The sequence below is a fragment of the Streptomyces pratensis genome (assembly GCF_016804005.1).
In the GTDB taxonomy this organism is placed as follows: Bacteria; Actinomycetota; Actinomycetes; order Streptomycetales; family Streptomycetaceae; genus Streptomyces; species Streptomyces pratensis_A.
Map to the genome: position 1 here is coordinate 1,482,086 of NZ_CP051486.1, position 13,836 is coordinate 1,495,921.

Annotated in this window: 14 protein-coding genes; 6 read left to right on the top strand and 8 right to left on the bottom strand. The window is 70.6% G+C overall.

The window, feature by feature from the left end; translation table 11 throughout:
• Positions 1–92 precede the first annotated feature (92 nt).
• On the top strand, positions 93–650 hold the full coding sequence (locus HED23_RS06690; RefSeq protein WP_203182489.1) for a hypothetical protein: 558 nt from the start codon (positions 93–95) through the stop codon (positions 648–650).
• Here HED23_RS06690 and HED23_RS06695 read toward each other — a convergent pair whose 3' ends face one another.
• A complete protein-coding gene (locus HED23_RS06695; RefSeq protein WP_203182490.1) occupies positions 651–1,223 on the bottom strand; it encodes a cob(I)yrinic acid a,c-diamide adenosyltransferase in 573 nt (190 codons plus the stop codon).
• A gap of 320 nt (positions 1,224–1,543) precedes the next feature.
• Between HED23_RS06695 and HED23_RS06700 the strand changes: the two genes are divergently transcribed.
• The 3 genes from HED23_RS06700 to HED23_RS06710 all read left to right on the top strand — a co-directional run bounded on the left by HED23_RS06700 (position 1,544) and on the right by HED23_RS06710 (position 5,621).
• Positions 1,544–2,392 carry a 3-hydroxyacyl-CoA dehydrogenase family protein gene (locus HED23_RS06700; RefSeq protein WP_203182491.1) on the top strand — a complete coding sequence of 283 codons (849 nt, stop codon included), beginning with the start codon at positions 1,544–1,546 and terminating at the stop codon, positions 2,390–2,392.
• 239 nt (positions 2,393–2,631) lie between these two features.
• On the top strand, positions 2,632–2,955 hold the full coding sequence (locus tag HED23_RS06705) for an STAS domain-containing protein (protein WP_031091502.1): 324 nt from the start codon (positions 2,632–2,634) through the stop codon (positions 2,953–2,955).
• 209 nt (positions 2,956–3,164) lie between these two features.
• Complete coding sequence (locus HED23_RS06710) at positions 3,165–5,621, top strand: ATP-binding protein (protein ID WP_203182492.1); 2,457 nt, start codon at positions 3,165–3,167, stop codon at positions 5,619–5,621.
• Between the two features lie 68 nt (positions 5,622–5,689).
• Here the strand turns inward: HED23_RS06710 and nucS are convergent, their stop codons facing one another.
• Complete coding sequence (gene nucS, locus HED23_RS06715; protein WP_203182493.1) at positions 5,690–6,361, bottom strand: endonuclease NucS; 672 nt, start codon at positions 6,359–6,361, stop codon at positions 5,690–5,692.
• 258 nt (positions 6,362–6,619) lie between these two features.
• Here nucS and HED23_RS06720 point away from each other — a divergent pair, with 258 nt between their 5' ends.
• A complete protein-coding gene (locus tag HED23_RS06720) occupies positions 6,620–7,012 on the top strand; it encodes an SCO5389 family protein (protein ID WP_203182494.1) in 393 nt (130 codons plus the stop codon).
• Positions 7,013–7,109: 97 nt separating this feature from the next.
• Here HED23_RS06720 and HED23_RS06725 read toward each other — a convergent pair whose 3' ends face one another.
• Positions 7,110–8,141 (bottom strand): LLM class flavin-dependent oxidoreductase, encoded by a 1,032-nt coding sequence (locus tag HED23_RS06725; protein WP_203182495.1) that lies wholly within the window; start codon positions 8,139–8,141, stop codon positions 7,110–7,112.
• Between the two features lie 218 nt (positions 8,142–8,359).
• Between HED23_RS06725 and HED23_RS06730 the strand changes: the two genes are divergently transcribed.
• Positions 8,360–8,689: an ATP/GTP-binding protein gene (locus HED23_RS06730; RefSeq protein WP_203182496.1), complete on the top strand. Its 330-nt coding sequence runs from the start codon at positions 8,360–8,362 to the stop codon at positions 8,687–8,689.
• 1 nt (position 8,690) lies between these two features.
• Here the strand turns inward: HED23_RS06730 and HED23_RS06735 are convergent, their stop codons facing one another.
• From HED23_RS06735 to HED23_RS06755, 5 genes are all read right to left on the bottom strand, one after another.
• Positions 8,691–9,575 (bottom strand): ABC transporter permease subunit, encoded by an 885-nt coding sequence (locus HED23_RS06735; RefSeq protein ID WP_203182497.1) that lies wholly within the window; start codon positions 9,573–9,575, stop codon positions 8,691–8,693.
• Entirely contained in the window at positions 9,572–10,708 is a 1,137-nt protein-coding gene (locus tag HED23_RS06740) for an ABC transporter ATP-binding protein (RefSeq protein ID WP_203182498.1), read from the bottom strand. The genes HED23_RS06735 and HED23_RS06740 overlap by 4 nt, the downstream gene beginning before the upstream one ends.
• 136 nt (positions 10,709–10,844) lie before the next feature.
• Complete coding sequence (locus tag HED23_RS06745) at positions 10,845–11,624, bottom strand: ABC transporter permease subunit (RefSeq protein ID WP_203182499.1); 780 nt, start codon at positions 11,622–11,624, stop codon at positions 10,845–10,847.
• 5 nt (positions 11,625–11,629) lie between these two features.
• On the bottom strand, positions 11,630–12,640 hold the full coding sequence (locus HED23_RS06750; protein ID WP_203182500.1) for an ATP-binding cassette domain-containing protein: 1,011 nt from the start codon (positions 12,638–12,640) through the stop codon (positions 11,630–11,632).
• A 90-nt stretch (positions 12,641–12,730) separates the two neighbouring features.
• The gene (locus HED23_RS06755) at positions 12,731–13,666 is read right to left on the bottom strand and encodes a cellulose-binding protein (protein WP_203182501.1); all 936 of its coding nucleotides are present in this window, start codon (positions 13,664–13,666) and stop codon (positions 12,731–12,733) included.
• Between the last annotated feature and the right edge of the window lie 170 nt (positions 13,667–13,836).

Genomic DNA, 13,836 nt, shown 5'->3' on the forward strand with positions numbered 1-13,836 from the left:
ACATCGAAGGATGCAGTCACGTTTCGTCACTGCCGACGACGATCCGGCGCCCCACGGACGGGAGCCTGGAAGGGACCGGAAGGAGAAGTGCCGTGATCGTCACACTGATCGTGCTCTGCGAGGTCGGCTTCTGGGTCCTGCTGGCGGCCGGACTCGGACTCCGGTACATCGCGAAGAAGCCCAGGCTGGGCGCCGCCGTCCTGCTCTGCGAGCCCCTGCTCGAGGTCGTCCTGCTGGTGGTGACGGCCGTCGACCTGAAGAACGGTGCCGAGCCGGACTGGAAACACGGCCTGGCGGCCGTCTACATCGGATTCACCGTGGGACTCGGACACTCCGTCATCAAGTGGATGGACGCCAAGGCCGCCCACCGCTTCGCCGGCGGCCCTGCCCCGGTGAAGCCCCCGAAGTACGGGATGGCCAGGGCCGCCCACGAATGGCGCGTCGCCGGCCGCTGGACCGTCGCCGCGGTGACCGCCATCGCCCTGCTCCAGGCCGCCGTCTGGTACGTCGGCGGGGACGGTGACACGGGCTCGCTGCAGGTGTGGCAGCAGAAGATGCTCTGGGTGATCGGGATCAACCTGGTCGTCGCCGGCTGCTACACGGTGTTCCCCAAGCAGGAGCCCAAGGACCGGGTCGGGGCGGGCCGCTGATCAGCGCTCGCCGCCCGGCACCCACAGCACGTCGCCGACCTCCTTGTTCGCCGTCCTGGCGAGGATGAACAGGAGGTCGGAGAGACGGTTCAGATAGGTCGCGGTCAGCGCGTTCATCACGTCGCCGTGCACCTCGAGGGCCGCCCAGGTGGACCGCTCCGCGCGGCGGACGACCGTGCAGGCCTGGTGCAGCAGCGCCGCCCCCGGGGTGCCGCCCGGCAGGATGAAACTGCGGAGCTTCTCCAGCTCCTCCAGGAACGAGTCGCAGTCCGCCTCCAGCTTGTCGACGTAGGACTGCTCCACCCTCAGCGGCGGGTACTTCGGGTCCTCCGCCACCGGGGTGGACAGGTCCGCGCCCACGTCGAAGAGGTCGTTCTGCACACGGACGAGGACCTTCACGACGTCCTCGGAGAGGTTCCCGAGGGCGATGGCCGTACCGATGACCGCGTTGGCCTCGTTGGCGTCGGCGTAGGCCGAGATCCGCAGATCGGTCTTGGAGGTCCGGCTCATGTCGCCGAGGGCCGTGGTGCCCTTGTCGCCGGTACGGGTGTAGATGCGCGTCAGATTGACCATGGGGCCAGCCTAAGGGCCTCCCGCCCGGATAACGCCGGGCTCGATCCGGACGCGCACGGCACACCCATGGCAGCACGTCGGCGGCGGGACGGTGGCCGGGCGAGGTCCCGCGCGACGCGCTCGTCCTGCTCGGCGACACGGAGGACCTCCTCGGCGGGAAGGTCCTCAACTACGCCCGACGCGCCGCCACGTGACCCCGGGCGGTGTGATGTCCGTCATGTGAGACGTGACGCGCATCTCTTCGCGGCCTCATGGCCCCTCACGGGTACTAATCTCCGCCGGAGAGCATGCGAACAACTAGAAGCATTGGGGTGCGAAACGTGGCCAGGAAGCTCGCCGTCATCGGCGCCGGACTCATGGGGTCCGGTATCGCGCAGGTCTCCGCCCAGGCGGGCTGGGACGTCGTGCTGCGTGACGTCACCGACGAGGCCCTGGCCCGTGGACGCGGTGGCATCGAGGCCAGTTACGGCAAGTTCGTCGCCAAGGGCAAGCTGGAGGCGTCCGACGCCGAGGCCGCGCTCGCCCGGATCACCACGACCACCGACCTCGACGCGGTGGCCGACGCCGACGTCGTCGTCGAGGCCGTCTTCGAGAAGCTCGAGGTCAAGCACGAGATCTTCCGTACGCTCGACAAGGTCGTGCGGGAGGACGCCGTCCTCGCCTCCAACACCTCCGCCATCCCGATCACCAAGATCGCGGCCGTGACGGAGCGCCCCGAGCGGGTCGTCGGGGTGCACTTCTTCTCGCCGGTCCCGATGATGCAGCTCTGCGAGCTGGTACGCGGCTACAAGACCAGCGACGAAACCCTCGCGACGGCAAGGGAGTTCGCCGAGTCCGTGGGCAAGACCTGCATCGTCGTCAACCGCGACGTCGCGGGCTTCGTCACCACCCGGCTGATCTCGGCGCTGGTCGTCGAGGCGGCCAAGCTGTACGAGTCGGGCGTCGCGTCGGCCGAGGACATCGACACCGCCTGCAAGCTCGGATTCGGTCACGCCATGGGCCCGCTGGCCACCGCCGACATGACCGGCGTGGACATCCTTCTGCACGCCACGGGCAACATCTACACCGAGTCCCAGGACGAGAAGTTCGCCGCCCCCGAGCTGATGCGCCGGATGGTCGACGCAGGTGACATCGGGCGCAAGAGCGGGCAGGGCTTCTACACCTACTGATCACGCCCGGGGCCCCGGGCCGTCTGATGTGCCGTCAATCAGCCCTGGGGCCCGGGATCCGGTGCCGTCCGGTGCGCGGATCCAGTGGGTACCGCCGGACCGGCTTCACTCCTCGGGGTGAATTCGGTATCGGTTCGCTTACAGACGGCAACTTCCCTGTCGCTGCGGCAGTCAGTTGTGGCAGAGGCAGGAAGAGATCCAGACCGACCGACCACGCGGAGTACTTCCGGGGAGCGCATATGCACATCAGGGGCGACCACGCCGAGCTGGCCGTCGGGGGCCGCCTCGACGTCCGAAGCGCGGCGGACGCCCGTACGGTTCTGCACTCGGCCGTCGACGACGGAGCCGGCGACCTCGTGCTGAACCTGACCGAGCTGGACTCGTGGGACGCCACCGGACTCGGCGTCATCATGGGCGCGCACCGCAGAGCCGGCCGGGCCGGCCGGCGGCTGGTGCTGCGCGGCGTGCCGCCGCAGATGCAGCGCCTGCTGGTCGCGACGAGGCTGCACCGGATCCTGGCCATCGAGGGCGGGCTCGCCGCGGACTCCCTGCCACGCGTCTGAGGGCGCGGCGATGCACGCACAATCCTCACGAGAACGTGATGTGACGGGCGGCGCGGCCCCCCACCGGTTCGTGGATACTGTGCGAAGGTTCAGGGTTCGGCCGTCTGCCGATCGACGAGGACCCACTGGCGGACACCGGACCGGGAACGACTGCGGGCGTGCGAGCCGGAGGGCGCAACCGCGCACTGCGCGTCTGGGGGACTTTGACGATGGACCCGACCAATCGGGGACCGGAAGAGTACGACAACGACCTTTCCGGTGACGAAGGCGGGCGACGACGGCAGTCCCGCGACCCGCTGGCGCCCGACTTCGGGCACCAGACACCGCAGCAGTCCCGCACGGTGCGGCTGATATCGGGCGACTTCCTGCTCACCGTCAATCCCGTCGACGGCAGCGAGATCGAGCCGTGCAGGCCGGGGGAGCAGCCCGACGCGCCCGTGCGGCACACCGCCGCCCAGCGTGTGGAGCGTGAGCGAGCCGCAGCGCCGCCCGTACCCCCGGGGCCGCCCGCTCCGCAGATGCCCCTCCTGGAGCGCCAGGAGGAGCGTGAGCGGGCGGTACGGCTGCTCGCCCGGGGACGTTCGGTGTACCTCACCGGGCCGGCCGGGTCCGGCCGCACGGCCCTCCTGGACGCCATCGCCGCGGACTGCGCGGACCTGGCGCCGGACGGGGTCGTACGGCTCTCCGGATACAAGCGCACCGCCAACGAGCTGCTGTACGGACTGTTCGAAGCCGTCTTCCGCGCCCCCCTGCACCGGCCCGACCGTGAAGGGCTCCTCGCGCTCGTCCACGGCGTCGGAGCCGTCGTCGTCGTCGACGACCTGGAGCTCTCGGGCGCGGCGCTCCAGGAGCTGCTCGACGCCACCCCGGAGTGCGCGTTCCTCTTCGGTACGACCCCCGACGTGTCCGCGTCCGCGGCCGACGCGAACCTCGACGAGGTCGTCCTCGCAGGTCTGGGCCGCAGCGCTTCGATCGAGCTCATGGAACACGTCGTGGAGCGCGCCCTCACCGACGAGGAGGCGAACTGGGCGGGAGACCTCTGGTTCGAGTCCGAAGGGCTGCCCCTGCGCTTCGTCCAGGCCGGTGCCCTGCTGCGCCAGCGCGACGACCTGCGGACCGGCCAGGACGCGTTCGACGGCTACGACGACGACCCGTCGGACGCGCCCTTCGGCCGGGCCGAGCCGGCCGGGCTCCCGCTGCCCAGCCTCGGTGAGGGCGCGGCACCCGCCGCCCTGCTCGCCTCCAGGCTGACCGAGGCCGCCCGCGAGACACTGCGCTTCGCGGTCGCGCTCGGCGGTGAGGTGCCGCACCAGGCCCACCTGCCGGCCCTCGTGGGGGACACCCACGCCGATGCCGCCCTGGGCGAGCTGGCTCTCATCGGTCTGCTCTCCCCGGCGGGCCCCCGCTACCGGCTGGCCGCCGGAGTCCTGGCCCAGCTGGAGACGAGCGGGTACGGCGAGAGCGCGGACGGGCACGCGCGCAGCGCCGCCCAGCACTACGCCTGGTGGGCAGGGCACCCCTCCGTCACCCCCGAACGCGCGGTCGCCGAGGCGGACGCACTCCTCGCCTCGATGGCCCGCCTCGTCCCCGGTGAGGCGGCAGGACAGGCGAGCGCGGCCGTCCTGCTGGCCCGCAGCGCCGCTCCCGCCTTCGCGGCGGGGATGCAGTGGGGCGCCTGGGAGAAGGCCCTCAGAGCCGGCCAGGAGGCCGCACGGCTCGCCGGCGAGGTGGCCGAAGAGGCCTACTTCCACCACGAGTTGGGAGTCCTGGCGCTGTGCACCGGTCATCTGGACCGGGCCAGGGCCGAATTGGAGACGTCCATCGGCATGCGCGGGGCGCTCGCCGACAAGGCAGGCGCAGTGGCCGGGCGCCGGGCGCTCGCACTCGTCGCGGACCGCTCGGGCGAACCGCTGCACGGCACCCCCGGGGGCGAGGAGGTGCCGGCCCCGCGTCACGACGAGTCGGCCTCACCCCCCGGCGGCATCCCGGCCGCCACACCCCTCTTCCCCCGGCAGACCGAGACGTCCGCGACCGTGATCGCCCGACGCAGCCCACCCCCCGCCGCTGCTCACACCGGGCCCATGGGGGTGCTCCGGGGAGCGCGGCGCAACCTCGTCGCGGTCGGCGCGGGCGCACTGCTCGCGGCCGTGCTCGGCACTGTGGTGACGCTGGGCGCCACCTCGGGGAGCGAGGACCCCGAAGGGCAGAACGTCACCACCGAACAGTCGGCGGACGAGGACGACAGCGAGAACGGCCTCTCCGCGGACGAGCCGACCGACGACCCGGCCACCGGCGAGGGCACGGCCGGCGGCGACTCCTCGTCCCCCGGCCCGTCCCGCACCACCACCCCTTCCACGAGCGGCACCCCGTCCCCGGGCGAGTCCGGCCCGGGAACCCCGTCGAGCAGCAGTCCCAGCAGTGAGGACCCGACGACCCCGGAAAGCCCGTCGCCGACGAGGAAGCCGACGACGCCGACGCCCACCGAGTCCGAGTCCGAGACCCCGACCGAAACCCCGACGGAGACTCCGACCGACCCGCCCACCACCGAGCCGACCCCGACGGAAACCGTCACGGAGCCGGAGACCTCCAACTCCGCGAGCGGCCCGGCCGAGACCGTCAGCGCGTCGGCGACGGAGGACGCACCCGCTCCGCCGACGACGGCCTGAGAGCGCAGAACGCCCTACGGGCCCGGAAACCGGGCCCGTAGGGCGTCACATGGAGAACAGCGGCCCGGTCAGAACAGCCGCAGCTTGTCGTCCTCGATGCCGCGCATCGCGTCGTAGTCGAGGACCAGGCACCCGATCCCACGGTCCGTCGCCAGGACCCGGGCCTGCGGCTTGATCTCCTGAGCCGCGAACACCCCGCGAACCGGAGCCAGGTGGGGATCCCGGTTGAGCAGCTCCAGATAGCGGGTCAGCTGCTCCACGCCGTCGATGTCACCACGCCGCTTCAGCTCCACGGCCACCGTCGCGCCGTCCGCGTCCCGGCACAGGATGTCGACCGGGCCGATCGCGGTCGGGTACTCGCGGCGGATCAGCGTGTAGCCCTCACCGATCGTCTCGATGCGGTCGGCGAGCAGCTCCTGGAGGTGCGCCTCCACGCCGTCCTTGATGAGCCCCGGATCGACACCCAGCTCATGGGACGAGTCGTGGAGGATCTCCTCCATCGTGATGATCAGTTTCTCGCCCGCCTTGTTCACCACGGTCCAGACGCCCGCACTGTCGTCGGCGCCCTCCTTCAGGGTGCACGGCGGGGACATCCAGTTGAGAGGTTTGTACGCCCGGTCGTCGGCGTGGATCGAGACGCTGCCGTCCGCCTTCACCAGGATCAGACGGGGGGCGGAGGGCAGGTGGGCGGTGAGCCGGCCCGCGTAGTCGACGGAGCAACGGGCGATGACGAGACGCATGGTCGGCAACGCTACTCGACGACCCGGGGTCCACGCGATTCCCGGACCCCGGTCCCCGGTGCCCCTTGACGGTGCGCAACGGGCTTGCCCCTCTTTGCGACCGTTCGTTATTGGCCGGTTGTGTTCCCAATCTCCTGGTGCGGCCCGGACTGCGCCCTTACCGTGTAAGCAGGAGGTCGCCGTCTGTGTACGCAGCGTCGCCGCCCCGCCCTGCCCGTAAGGCCCCGGCCACCCGTCGGGGCCGCGAGAGGAGAACCCATGTCGCTCGACGTCTCACCGGCGCTGTTGGAACAGGCCGAGCGAGGCGAGGTCGACGAAGCCGACTTCGTCGACTGCGTCCGGACCTCCCTGCCCTACGCATGGGAGATGATCAGCTCCCTGGTGGCTCAGCTGAAGGTGGACGGCGGAGAGTTCGCCGACAACCAGACGCCCCCGCCGGACGAGCAGGCACGTGGTCAGCTGCTGCGTGCGCTCGCGAGTGATGCGATACGCGGCGCGCTGCAGCGCCACTTCGGAGTGCGCCTGGCATTCCAGAACTGCCACCGCGTCGCGGTGTTCCCGCTGGACACGTCGGTCGACGAGCGGCTGGCCCGATTCACCTCGGTGAGAGGCCAGTTGCTCAACCAGTCGCCCGAACTTCGGGACTGCTGAACGCTTCTGCTGCCGCTTCGGGCCGCGGGAGGTGCAACTGGCTCCGGGGCGGCAGCTCCCGTACCACCGCACCACCAGGACTACCGGCGTGAACGGGTCACTCCAGCAACGGCAGCACTTCCGTGCCCAGCCGTTGCACATTCGTCTCCGTCGCCGCGAGATCACCCGACCCCTCGGCCAGGAGGGCGAAGCGGGTGATGCCCGTGCGCTCCGCCGTGGCCGCCAGGCGGTCCGCGGCGAGACGGGGAGGGCCCACCGGATGCAGGCCGCAGAGGAACTCCGTGTACGCGACGGGGTCGCGCATCACCCTGTGGCGGCCGTCGACCGTCACGTGGGCGTCGAGCCCCTGCCGCAGCCAGCCCGGCATGGCCTTCACGAGCGTCTCCAGGGCTTCCGCGGGGCTGTCGGCGATCTGGGCCACCCCTGCGGACACATGTGCTACTCGCTCCACGACCTCCGTCGGCTGACCGGCCCCACGGGCGGCCGATCGCCACAGGGCGACCATGTCCGCCTTCTCCTCGTCGCCGCAATGCATCCCGAGGAGCATCGGCAAACCCTTTTCAGCGGCGAGTTCCACGCTTTTCGGCGAGGTGCACGCGACGATCACCTCGGGCCTCGGCGGACCGTCACCGAGGAGTTCGTCGGCCCGGGGCACGACGGCCACCTCGCGGAAGCCGAAGCGCTCCCCACGGCCCGCCACCCGCGGTTCGTGCAGCCAGTCGAGCAGCAGCTCCAGCGCCTCGGGGAAGCCCTTCTCGTACGCGTCGAGGCCTCCCTGGAACACCTCCAGGTCGACCCACGGGCCACCACGCCCGACCCCGAGGGAGAAGCGCCCGCCGCTCGTCAGGTGCAGCAGCGCGGCCTGCTCGCCGAGCATGACCGGGTGCTGGTTGGGCAGCACGCTCACGGCGGTGCCCACGCGGATCCTGCGGGTGCGGCCGAGCAGCAGGGCGGCAAGTGTGGTGGCGGACGGGCACACCCCGTACGGCACGAAATGATGTTCCGCCAGCCAGACGGAATCGAGCCCCGACTCCTCCGCCACCTCCGCGGATCTGACGGCGCGGTGCAGGGCCTCGCCCTGCCCCTGGCCCGGGAATTGGGCTGCCAGTACGAACGTTCCTACGCGCATCGCCTTCTGCCTCCTTACGGCCGACGCGGCTGTCCCCCTCTACCGGCAACAACGTCTGACACGTGCCAAAGGCACGGTCCAGGGCGAAGTTGTTGCGATTTTCCGGTAACCCACCCGCTCCGTCGCTGCTCACAGGCATCACGCGCCACCGGCCCGCAGCCGATGCCTCTAGGCTGGACGGAACGATCTGCCCGTACCGCCGCCCCGTGAGGTGTCCCGTGTCCCCGCGCCGCAACCGCCCCCGAGGCGGCGAGAGCCCCACCGGCAACGCACGAGATCAGACGGAGCGATACGGCGGAGGAGGGGCCGCGGAGAGCTGGCAGGGCGAGGAGTGGTCGGTGCGCCCCGTCAGCGGAGCCAGCGCGGCGGGCAAGCGCTACCGCTGCCCCGGCTGCGACCAGGAGATCCCGTCCGGGGTCCCGCACCTCGTCGCCTGGCCCGAGTTCGGCGGTATCGACGACCGCAGGCACTGGCACAAAGCCTGCTGGAACGCGAAGGACCGCCGCACCACACGGGTGCAGCGGTCCAGGAACGCTCCGCGCTACTGAGTCAGACGTCCCGCCGGTCCAGCGACGCGAAGGCGCCGGCCATGGCCACCGCGGTCACGCCGAGCATGATCCACAGCGGCTCCCAGCCGGTCGGCCCCGACGCGGTCACCGTCGCGTCGTACATCGCGCCCAGCTGATTGGGGATGGAGTACTCGAAGAGTGCCTCCTGCACACCGGCGAGCGTCGGCGAGAACATGAACATCGCCAGCACGAGCGGGAGCAGCACCAGCGCGATCATGACCGTGATGGCGCCCGCCGAGTGCCGGATGATCGCGCCGACCGCGAGTGAGAGCAGCCCGAGCGTCGCGACGTAGAGACCGATCCCCACGGTGGAACGCACCCAGAAGCCCGTGTCGGGAGTGGAGCCGTCCAGCATGGCCGTCTGCAGGACGCCCACGACCCCGGTGGTCACCGTGGTGATCGTGAAGGAGAGCAGGAAGAACACGATCGACTTCGCGATCAGTATCCGCGCCCGGCTCGGGCAGGCCGTCAGCGTCGTCCGGATCATCCCGGTGCTGTACTCGGAAGCGATGGTCAGCACGCCGAGAGTGATGACACAGATCGACCCGAGCAGCACGCCGAAGAAACCGAGGGTGAGCACGGGGGCGTCGTCCATGGGGGCGTCCGACAGGCTCACCACGAACGCGACGAGCAGCCCGATGCCGATCAGCAGCACGATCATCACGCCGAGCGTCCACACCGTGGAGCGCACGGACCGGATCTTCGTCCACTCGGAGGCGATCGCATCACCGAGGCCGGGGGTGCGCACGGGAATCGGTGAGGTGTACGGCGCGGCAGGGCCGCCCCAGCCCTGCTGCGGCTGCTGAGGAGCCTGGTAGGCCTGCGAGGGCATCTGCGCCTGCGGGTGCGGCGGAGGCGTCGTCATCGGGAGTCCTCGCTGGTCTTGTGCCCGGCGGGGGCCGCGGGTGCGGGGGCCGGTGCGTCGGCGTACGGGTTCTGCCCCGGGGGCGGCGGTGCGTACCAGCCCTGCTGCGGGACCTCGGGCGGAGGCTGCTGGGGCGAGTGGCCGGGCTGCCACGCGCCCTCGTGGCCGGCCGGGCCGTACCCGGGCGGCGGCAGCTGGAGCCCCTGCTTGGCGTCCGCCGTCGAGCGGTAGTCCACGGCGCCCTGCGTCATCCGCATGTACGCCTCCTCGAGCGACGCCTGGTGCGGCGAGAGCTCCCACAGCCGGACGTCCGACGCGTGCGCCAGATCGCTGATCCGGGGGAGTTCGAGCCCGGTGATCCGCAGGGCCCCGTCAGGCTCCGGCATGACCTGCCCGCCCGCCTCCGTGAGCGCGGCGGTCAGCTTCTCCCGGTACTCGGGCCGGTCCACAGGGACGCGCACCCGGGCGAAGTCCGCGGAGTTGGCCGAGATGAAGTCGGTGACGCTCATGTCGGAGAGGAGCTGCCCACGGCCGATCACGATCAGGTGATCGGCGGTGAGCGCCATCTCGCTCATCAGGTGACTGGAGACGAAGACCGTGCGGCCTTCGGAGGCCAGCCGCTTCATCAGGTTGCGGACCCAGAGGATGCCCTCGGGGTCGAGCCCGTTGACCGGCTCGTCGAAGAGCAGCACCTGCGGGTCCCCGAGCAGTGCCGCCGCGATCCCGAGCCGCTGGCCCATGCCGAGCGAGAATCCCTTGGACCGCTTCTTCGCGACGTCCTGGAGACCGACGACACCGAGGACCTCGTCCACCCGGGCCGCCGGGATACCCGCCAGCTGGGCCAGGCACAGGAGGTGGCTGCGCGCGCTGCGCCCGCCGTGCACGGCCTTGGCGTCCAGCAGCGCCCCCACCTGGCGCGGGGCGTTGGGAAGGCTGCGGAACGCGTGGCCGCCGATCGTCACATGTCCCGAAGTCGGCCGGTCCAGGCCGAGCATCATGCGCATGGTGGTGGACTTGCCCGACCCGTTGGGACCGAGGAACCCCGTGACGGCCCCCGGCCGCACCTGGAAGGAAAGGTTGTGCACGGCCGTCTTCGCGCCGTAGCGCTTGGTCAGGCCGACTGCCTCGATCATTCTCCAGCCCCATCGACTTATCTGTCGTCGGGGCCCAGGCCTCCGGCCGCACGCCCCCGTAAGAGTTAGGAGGATAACCAGCCGCGGACGGTTCCGGCCAAGCGCCCGACCGGAGCACCGGCGTCCCAGGCGCCTCTCAGGCGTCCCGCTGCTTCAGGACGAGGTAGCCGCCGATCAGCGCCGCCACCACCCACAGCGCCATGATCCCCAGCCCGCCCCACGGCCCGTACGGCGCGGGGTCGCTGTTCAGGGCGTCCGGAACCACCTGCATGATCTTGGAGCCGGCCTGGTCGGGGAAGTAGCGGGCCACGCTCTTCGCACCCGGGACCGCCGAGAGGATCTGGGAGACGAGGAAGAAGAACGGCATCAGGATGCCCAGCGACAGCATGGAACTGCGCAGCATCGTGGCCACGCCCATCGAGAAGACCGCGATCAGTCCCATGTAGACGCCGCCGCCGAAGACCGCGCGCAGCACGTTCTCCGCGCCGATGTCCGTGCCGCGGTCGCCCAGCATGGCCTGGCTGAGGAAGAAGGTCACGAAGCTGGTGGCGAGACCGACGGCCAGGGCCAGGACGCCCGCCACCGCGATCTTGCTGAAGAGGAACGACCCGCGCTGCGGCACGGCCGCGAGCGAGGTCCGGATCATGCCCGAGCTGTACTCCGTGCCCACCACCAGGACTCCGAAGACGACCATCGCCAGCTGCCCCAGGACCGTACCGGAGAAACTCACGAACGTCGGGTCGAAGGTGGCCTGCTCAGCGGCGGAGAGGTCGTCGAACTGGCTGTTCAGCAGGGCGCTGAGGGCCGCGCCCATCGCGACGGTGACGACGAACGCGGCGACCAGCGTCCACATGGTCGACGACACCGTACGGATCTTGGTCCACTCGGAGTTCAGGACCGCGGGAACCGATGCCATGGCCGTCACACCCCCTTCGTACGGACGTCGGCAGTGCCGCCGCCGGCCTGCTGCTGGTTCCACTGGTCGCCCCAGTGCGGGCCCACCGGCTGCGGCGGGGCACCCTCGCGTTCGGAGTGGGCGTGGTACTCCACGGAGCTCGCGGTCATCTGCATGAAGGCCTCCTCCAGGGAGGCCCGCTGGGCACTCAGCTCGTGCAGGACGATCCCGTTCCGGCCGGCGAGCTCACCCAGCCGCTCCGGGGCCTCGCCGTCGATCTCCAGCGTGCCGTTGCCCGACTCGACCGCGACGACGCCCTCCGAGTGCAGGAGATCGCGCAGCCGCTCCTGCTCCGGGGACCGCATGCGCACGAAGCTGCGGGAGTTGTCGCGGATGAAGTCGGCCATCGAGGTGTCCGCGAGCAGCTTGCCCTGTCCGATGACGATCAGATGGTCCGCGGTCAGGGCCATCTCGCTCATCAGGTGCGAGGAGACGAAGATCGTCCGGCCTTCCGCCGCGAGGGCCTTCATCAGATTTCTGATCCAGTGGATTCCCTCGGGGTCCAGACCGTTGACGGGCTCGTCGAACATCAGGATCTCGGGGTCGCCGAGCAGTGCGGCTGCGATTCCCAGCCGCTGGCCCATACCGAGGGAGAAGCCCTTGGACTTCTTCTTCGCCACCGCGCTCAGGCCGACCGTGTCCAGCACGTGGGAGACCCGGCTCGCCGGGATGCGGTTGCTCTGGGCGAGACACAGGAGGTTGTTGTACGCGCTGCGCCCGCCGTGCATCGACTTGGCGTCCAGGAGCGCGCCGATGTGCTTGAGCGGTTCCTGGAGGTCGCGGTAGTGGCGGCCGTCGATCCGCACCGTGCCGCTGGTCGGGTTGTCGAGGTCGAGCATCATCCGCATGGTCGTGGACTTGCCCGCGCCGTTCGGGCCGAGGAACCCGGTCACCATGCCCGGTCTGACCCGGCATGACAGATGGTCGACGGCAACCTTGTTGCCGAAGCGTTTGGTGAGGCCGTCGAGCTCGATCATGCGCCCACGCTAGAACGGCCGCGCGCCCGGCGCCACCACAAAGGCGGAACCGGGCGCGCAAAGGGGTACGGCGCACGCACGCGCCGTCGCTCAGCGGGTCTGCTGGGCGGGGACCCCACGGGTGGCGTCGTCCTCCGCCGGGGAGCCGGCGGCGGCGACCGCGGCACCCGTCAGCGTCGCCAGCATCTCGCGGACGTTGGTCAGCTGGGCGTTGATCGAGTCGCGGCGGTTGGTGAGCGCCGCCAGCTCGCGCTCCGATTCGCTGCGGATCCGGTCGGCCTTGGCGTTCGCGTCGGCCACGATGTCCTCGGCCTGACGCTGAGCCGTCTCCACCGTCTGACGGGCCCGGCGCTCGGCGTCCGTACGGAGCTTCTCGGCCTCCAGACGGAGCTGCTCCGCCCGGTGCTCGATCTCGGCGAGACGCTTCTCGGCCTTCGCCTGACGGGACGCGAGGTCGCGCTCGGACTGCTCGCGGCGCTTGGCCAGGTTCGTCTCGAAGTCCGCGGCGGCCTGGGCGGCCTTGGCGCGGGTCTCCTCGAAGAGGGCGTCCGCCTCCTCGCGCTTCTGCTGGGCGTCCTTCTGGGCGTCGGTGCGCAGCGTGCTCGCTTCGCCCTTGGCCTTCTCGACGATACGAACGCCCTCGTCCTCGGCCTTCGCCTTGCGCTCCGCGGCGAACGTCTCCGCGTCGTTGCGCACCTGCTGGGCGGCCGACTCGGCCAGCTCGCGGTGCTGCTCCGCGGCGCGGCGGGCCTCCTCACGCAGGTCCTTCGCCTCCTCCTCGGCGAGGCGGAGGATCTTCTCGACGCGCGCACCGAGACCGGCGTACGACGGCTCGGCGTCGTTGACCTGGGCCTGGGCGTTCTGCGTCTCGAGGTGGAGCTCCTCGATGCGCTTTTCCAGAGAGGTGATACGGGCGAGAGCGCTGTCACGGTCGGCGACGAGTTTGGTAATGCGGTCGTCCACCTGACCGCGGTCGTATCCACGTCGCACGAGCTCGAAGCCGAAGGGGGAGGAAGGGTCGCTCATGGGGTTCCTGTCGAATGAGACCGGTGAGGTGTTAGAGGGAATCCTAGGGGCCTGGGCGGCGTGTCAACGTGAAGATGCCGCTTTGGTATGGAGAATGACACCCCTTTTGAGTGGCTGACCCCCGGAGTGCTTGCGACCCGAAGGGTTGAATGTTCATGGCGAAATACGTG

Excerpts from the sequence above, each read along its gene's own strand:
- HED23_RS06695 (WP_203182490.1), bottom strand. The coding sequence starts at position 1,223 with ATGGTCAATCTGACGCGCATCTACACCCGTACCGGCGACAAGGGCACC.
- HED23_RS06705 (WP_031091502.1), top strand. The coding sequence starts at position 2,632 with ATGCACATCAGGGGCGACCACGCCGAGCTGGCCGTCGGGGGCCGCCTC.
- HED23_RS06710 (WP_203182492.1), top strand. The coding sequence starts at position 3,165 with ATGGACCCGACCAATCGGGGACCGGAAGAGTACGACAACGACCTTTCC.
- nucS (WP_203182493.1), bottom strand. The coding sequence starts at position 6,361 with ATGCGTCTCGTCATCGCCCGTTGCTCCGTCGACTACGCGGGCCGGCTC.
- HED23_RS06720 (WP_203182494.1), top strand. The coding sequence starts at position 6,620 with ATGTCGCTCGACGTCTCACCGGCGCTGTTGGAACAGGCCGAGCGAGGC.
- HED23_RS06725 (WP_203182495.1), bottom strand. The coding sequence starts at position 8,141 with ATGCGCGTAGGAACGTTCGTACTGGCAGCCCAATTCCCGGGCCAGGGG.
- HED23_RS06735 (WP_203182497.1), bottom strand. The coding sequence starts at position 9,575 with ATGACGACGCCTCCGCCGCACCCGCAGGCGCAGATGCCCTCGCAGGCC.
- HED23_RS06740 (WP_203182498.1), bottom strand. The coding sequence starts at position 10,708 with ATGATCGAGGCAGTCGGCCTGACCAAGCGCTACGGCGCGAAGACGGCC.
- HED23_RS06745 (WP_203182499.1), bottom strand. The coding sequence starts at position 11,624 with ATGGCATCGGTTCCCGCGGTCCTGAACTCCGAGTGGACCAAGATCCGT.
- HED23_RS06750 (WP_203182500.1), bottom strand. The coding sequence starts at position 12,640 with ATGATCGAGCTCGACGGCCTCACCAAACGCTTCGGCAACAAGGTTGCC.
- HED23_RS06755 (WP_203182501.1), bottom strand. The coding sequence starts at position 13,666 with ATGAGCGACCCTTCCTCCCCCTTCGGCTTCGAGCTCGTGCGACGTGGA.